The sequence below is a fragment of the Actinomycetospora sp. genome, assembly GCF_055612215.1.
Window position 1 is genome coordinate 1 of the sequence record NZ_JBVPVA010000434.1, and the last position, 3,233, is coordinate 3,233.

Here is a 3,233-nt window from a genome sequence, read left to right on the forward strand (position 1 = left end):
GGCTCGGTGCAGAGGACGCCCGCGCGGCGGGCGGCGTCGTCGAGGTGGGGCAGGCCGTCGCGGTGGGCCCGCTGCAGCCGCAGGCCCCAGGAGACGAGCACCCGGACGTGCTCGTGGTCGCAGCGGGCCGCGGCGAGCACGTCACCGTCGTCCTCGGCGATCACCCCGGCCCGGGTGAGCAGCGGTTGGGCGACCTCGTTGAGCCCCAGCGAGGTCAGCGTGGCCGCCACGAGGCGGTAGGTGTCCTGGAGGTTGCCGCGGTGCTCGCGCGGGGTCGGGGCGTCGTCGACGACGGACTGCTCGTCGAGCTGGGTCAGCGCGCGGGTCGCCGCGGCCAGGGCCGACTCCTCGTCGTCGGCGAGCAGCGCACGCCGGGCGAGCAGGGCCTCCGCGTCGACGGCGAAGAGCGTCAGGCCGTGCTCGCCGACGAGCGCGACGAGCTCGTCGAGGAGCCGCTCCGCGCCGTCGGTCAGGCCCGGGTCCGGCGCGACCGGGTCGTCCGGGCCGGCGCCCGCCCCGCGGACCGCCAGGTGCGCGGCCGCGGCCTCGCGGAGCAGGACCGCGCGCGTGCCGGGGTCGGAGGTCTGCCGGGTGCGCGCCACGAGCTCGCCCAGCGCGACCAGGTCGTCGGCCGGTCCCCGCCCGGTGCCCGGGACCCGTGCGGCCCGCGCGCACGCCGCGCGTGCGAGGGCGAGGAGGGTCTCCCGTGGGGCCCGCTCGGGGCGGGTGAGTGCGGCACCGGTCATCCCACCGTGCGCCCCGGAGTCCGGACGTCCCACCCCTCACCTCCTCGCAGCCCCGCTCGGGTGTCCCGGGCGGCCCCCGTGCACACTGTCGGTCACGGGCGGCGCCGAGGTCGTCGCAGGGCGTCACGCGCGATTCTGCACATGCGGATGCGATCGGCGCGCGCGGGGTGCCCGTCGGGGTCGGGAAGGTCGGGGAAGGGGAGCGCCGGGTGGGATCGACCGACGACGTCCGCGGTCGCGGAGGCGCCGCGCTCATCCCGTCGCACCGCCGGCCGCTCGTGGTCCCGGTCGTGCTCCTCGGCATCCTGCTCGTCGCGGTGCCGGCGGTCCGCTACGCCGGCACCGGGGAGGGCGGCCGGCTCGACCGCACGCTCGGGGCCCTGGTGACGATGCCCGACGGCGTCGTCGGGTCCGTCGGGGAGGCCCTGGCCGACCTCGGGGATCCGGTGCCGGTCGTGGTCCTCACGGCACTGCTCGCCGCCGCGGCCTGGTGGTGGCGCGGCGGCCGGGGGCTGGCGCTGGCCCTCGTCGGACCGGCGACCGCGATGATCACCACCTCGCTCGTGCTCAAGCCGATCGTCGGGCGCACCCGGGGCCACGAGCTGTCCTTCCCGAGTGGGCACACCACCGCGGTCGCCGGGCTCGTGGCGACCGCCGTGGTCCTCGTGCTGGGGACGGCGGCCCTCACCCCGACCGTGCGCCGGGTGGTCGCGGCGGCGCTCGGCGTGCTCGTCGTGGTCGTCGGGGTGTGCCTGGTGGGTCGCGGCTACCACTACCCGACCGACGTGGTCGGGGCGCTCGGTGTCGTGCTCGTCCTGGTGCCGCCCGCGGCGCTGGTGGTCGACGCGTTCGCCGCGCTGAGCGACGACGGCGAGCGGGCCCGGCCGGCCGGTCCCGCCGCCGGCGACACGGCCGACACCCCGACCGGCCGGCTCCCGGCCGCGGGCTGAGCCCGCACGGGCCTCAGGCCTGGGCGCTCGTGCGGTCGTGGACGAGCGGGCGGCGCATCGTGACCGTGGTGCCGCCGTCGCCGTGCTCGACCTCGACCTCGGTGAGGCTCTCCATGAGGGTCAGGCCCCGGCCCCGCGACGTCGGCCCGGTCGTCGGGCTGCGCCAGTGCCCGTCGTCGGTGACGACGATCGTGACGACGTCGTCGACGAGGTCCGCGCGCAGCGTCATGGCGCCCACGCTCGGGGCGTTCGCGAACGCGTGGTCGACGACGTTCTCCAGGGCCTCGCTGGTCGCGAGCACGAGGTCGTCGGCCAGGTCCTCGAGCTCGTCGGGCAGCTCCGGGGACGCCCCGGCCGCGGTCTGCCGGGCCTCGAGGGCATCACCGAGCCACCGGCGCAAGGCCCGCCGGAAGGCTCCGACCCGGGGTGGGCTGGCCTCGGCGGCGATGTCCAGCGCAGCGTGCGCAGTCACGAACTCTCGCTCCCGGACACGACGACGGAGGTGACCCGGCCATCTTCCCCGCGGGCCGGAGATCCAAACCAGCGACCCCCGCCGACACCCGGTCGGCTCAGAGGCCCTCGTCCAGCGAGGTCGCGGTGCGCAGGCGCCCGGCGAGCTCGTTGAGCTGCTCGCGCAGGGCCGCGAGCTCGCCGCTGTCCATCCCGGTGGCCCGCTCGACCTCGCGCTGCACGGCCCGTGCCTTCTCGCGCAGCAGGCGTCCCTGGTCGGTGCAGGCGATCTCGAGCGTCCGCTCGTCCTCGGGGCGCCGGCGGCGGGTGACCCGGCCCTGCTTCTCGAGGCGCTTGAGCAGCGGGGACAGGGTGCCGGAGTCGAGGTGCAGCTGCTCGCACAGCGAGCCCATCGAGACGGCCTCGTGCTGCCAGAGCACGAGCATCACTGCGTACTGGCTGTAGGTGAGCCCCAGCTCCTCGAGCCCCTGCCGGTAACAGGCGGTCATCGCGCGGGACGCCGAGTGCAGCGCGAAGCAGAGTTGCCCGTCGATCGTGAAGGGCTGGCTACTCGGAGTCGCCTCAGCCGTGGTCATCCCGACAGACTAAACGGGATGGGCCCGTCGTGGGGCGGGCTCACCGTGCGGGTCCGGACGATGACCCTCGGTGGTCGTCACCGGGGACGAGTCCGGCGGCCCGCAGGTGGGCGAGCAGGTCGGTCGTCAGCGCCAGTCGCCCGAGCTCGGCCGGGGTGAACCATCCCACGTCGGCGGCGTCGTCACCGGCACGCAGGGCGCCCCCGACCGGCTCGGCGACGAAGTCGTGGATCTCGAAGACCGCGTCGGGGCCGGCGGGCCGGGAGAGCACCAGCCACTCCCGTCCCACGGCCACGACGAGCCCGGTCTCCTCGGTGACCTCCCGCGCGGCGGCCCGGGCCGGCGTCTCGCCGGGTTCCACCCGCCCGCCGGGCAGGGTCCAGCGCCCGGCCTCGGGGTCGTGGGCCCGCCGCACGAGCAGCAGCCGGCCGTCGGCGTCCCGGACGACCGCGCCCGCGGCGAGCACCGTCCGCACGGCCACGTCCCCTCCC

Annotated in this window: 4 protein-coding genes and 1 pseudogene; 1 reads left to right on the top strand and 4 read right to left on the bottom strand. The window is 76.7% G+C overall.

Annotation, left to right across the window (positions count from 1 at the left end; all coding sequences use genetic code 11):
• Positions 1-779, bottom strand: a pseudogene (locus AC0CYZ_RS12210) (hypothetical protein); the annotation flags it as partial.
• Positions 780-955: 176 nt separating this feature from the next.
• On the opposite strand from AC0CYZ_RS12210, the gene AC0CYZ_RS12215 reads away from it, so the two are divergent.
• A complete protein-coding gene (locus AC0CYZ_RS12215; RefSeq protein ID WP_472215642.1) occupies positions 956-1,696 on the top strand; it encodes a phosphatase PAP2 family protein in 741 nt (246 codons plus the stop codon).
• A 13-nt stretch (positions 1,697-1,709) separates the two neighbouring features.
• Here AC0CYZ_RS12215 and AC0CYZ_RS12220 read toward each other — a convergent pair whose 3' ends face one another.
• From AC0CYZ_RS12220 to AC0CYZ_RS12230, 3 genes are all read right to left on the bottom strand, one after another.
• A complete protein-coding gene (locus AC0CYZ_RS12220; RefSeq protein WP_472215643.1) occupies positions 1,710-2,168 on the bottom strand; it encodes an ATP-binding protein in 459 nt (152 codons plus the stop codon).
• A gap of 97 nt (positions 2,169-2,265) precedes the next feature.
• On the bottom strand, positions 2,266-2,742 hold the full coding sequence (locus AC0CYZ_RS12225) for a MarR family winged helix-turn-helix transcriptional regulator (RefSeq protein WP_472215644.1): 477 nt from the start codon (positions 2,740-2,742) through the stop codon (positions 2,266-2,268).
• Positions 2,743-2,782: 40 nt separating this feature from the next.
• A partial coding sequence (locus tag AC0CYZ_RS12230; protein WP_472215645.1) for an NUDIX hydrolase occupies positions 2,783-3,233 on the bottom strand: 451 nt, incomplete at its 5' end.

Bases quoted from the DNA above. Each gene is read 5' to 3' on its own strand.
- AC0CYZ_RS12225 (WP_472215644.1), bottom strand. From the start codon at position 2,742: ATGACCACGGCTGAGGCGACTCCGAGTAGCCAGCCCTTCACGATCGAC.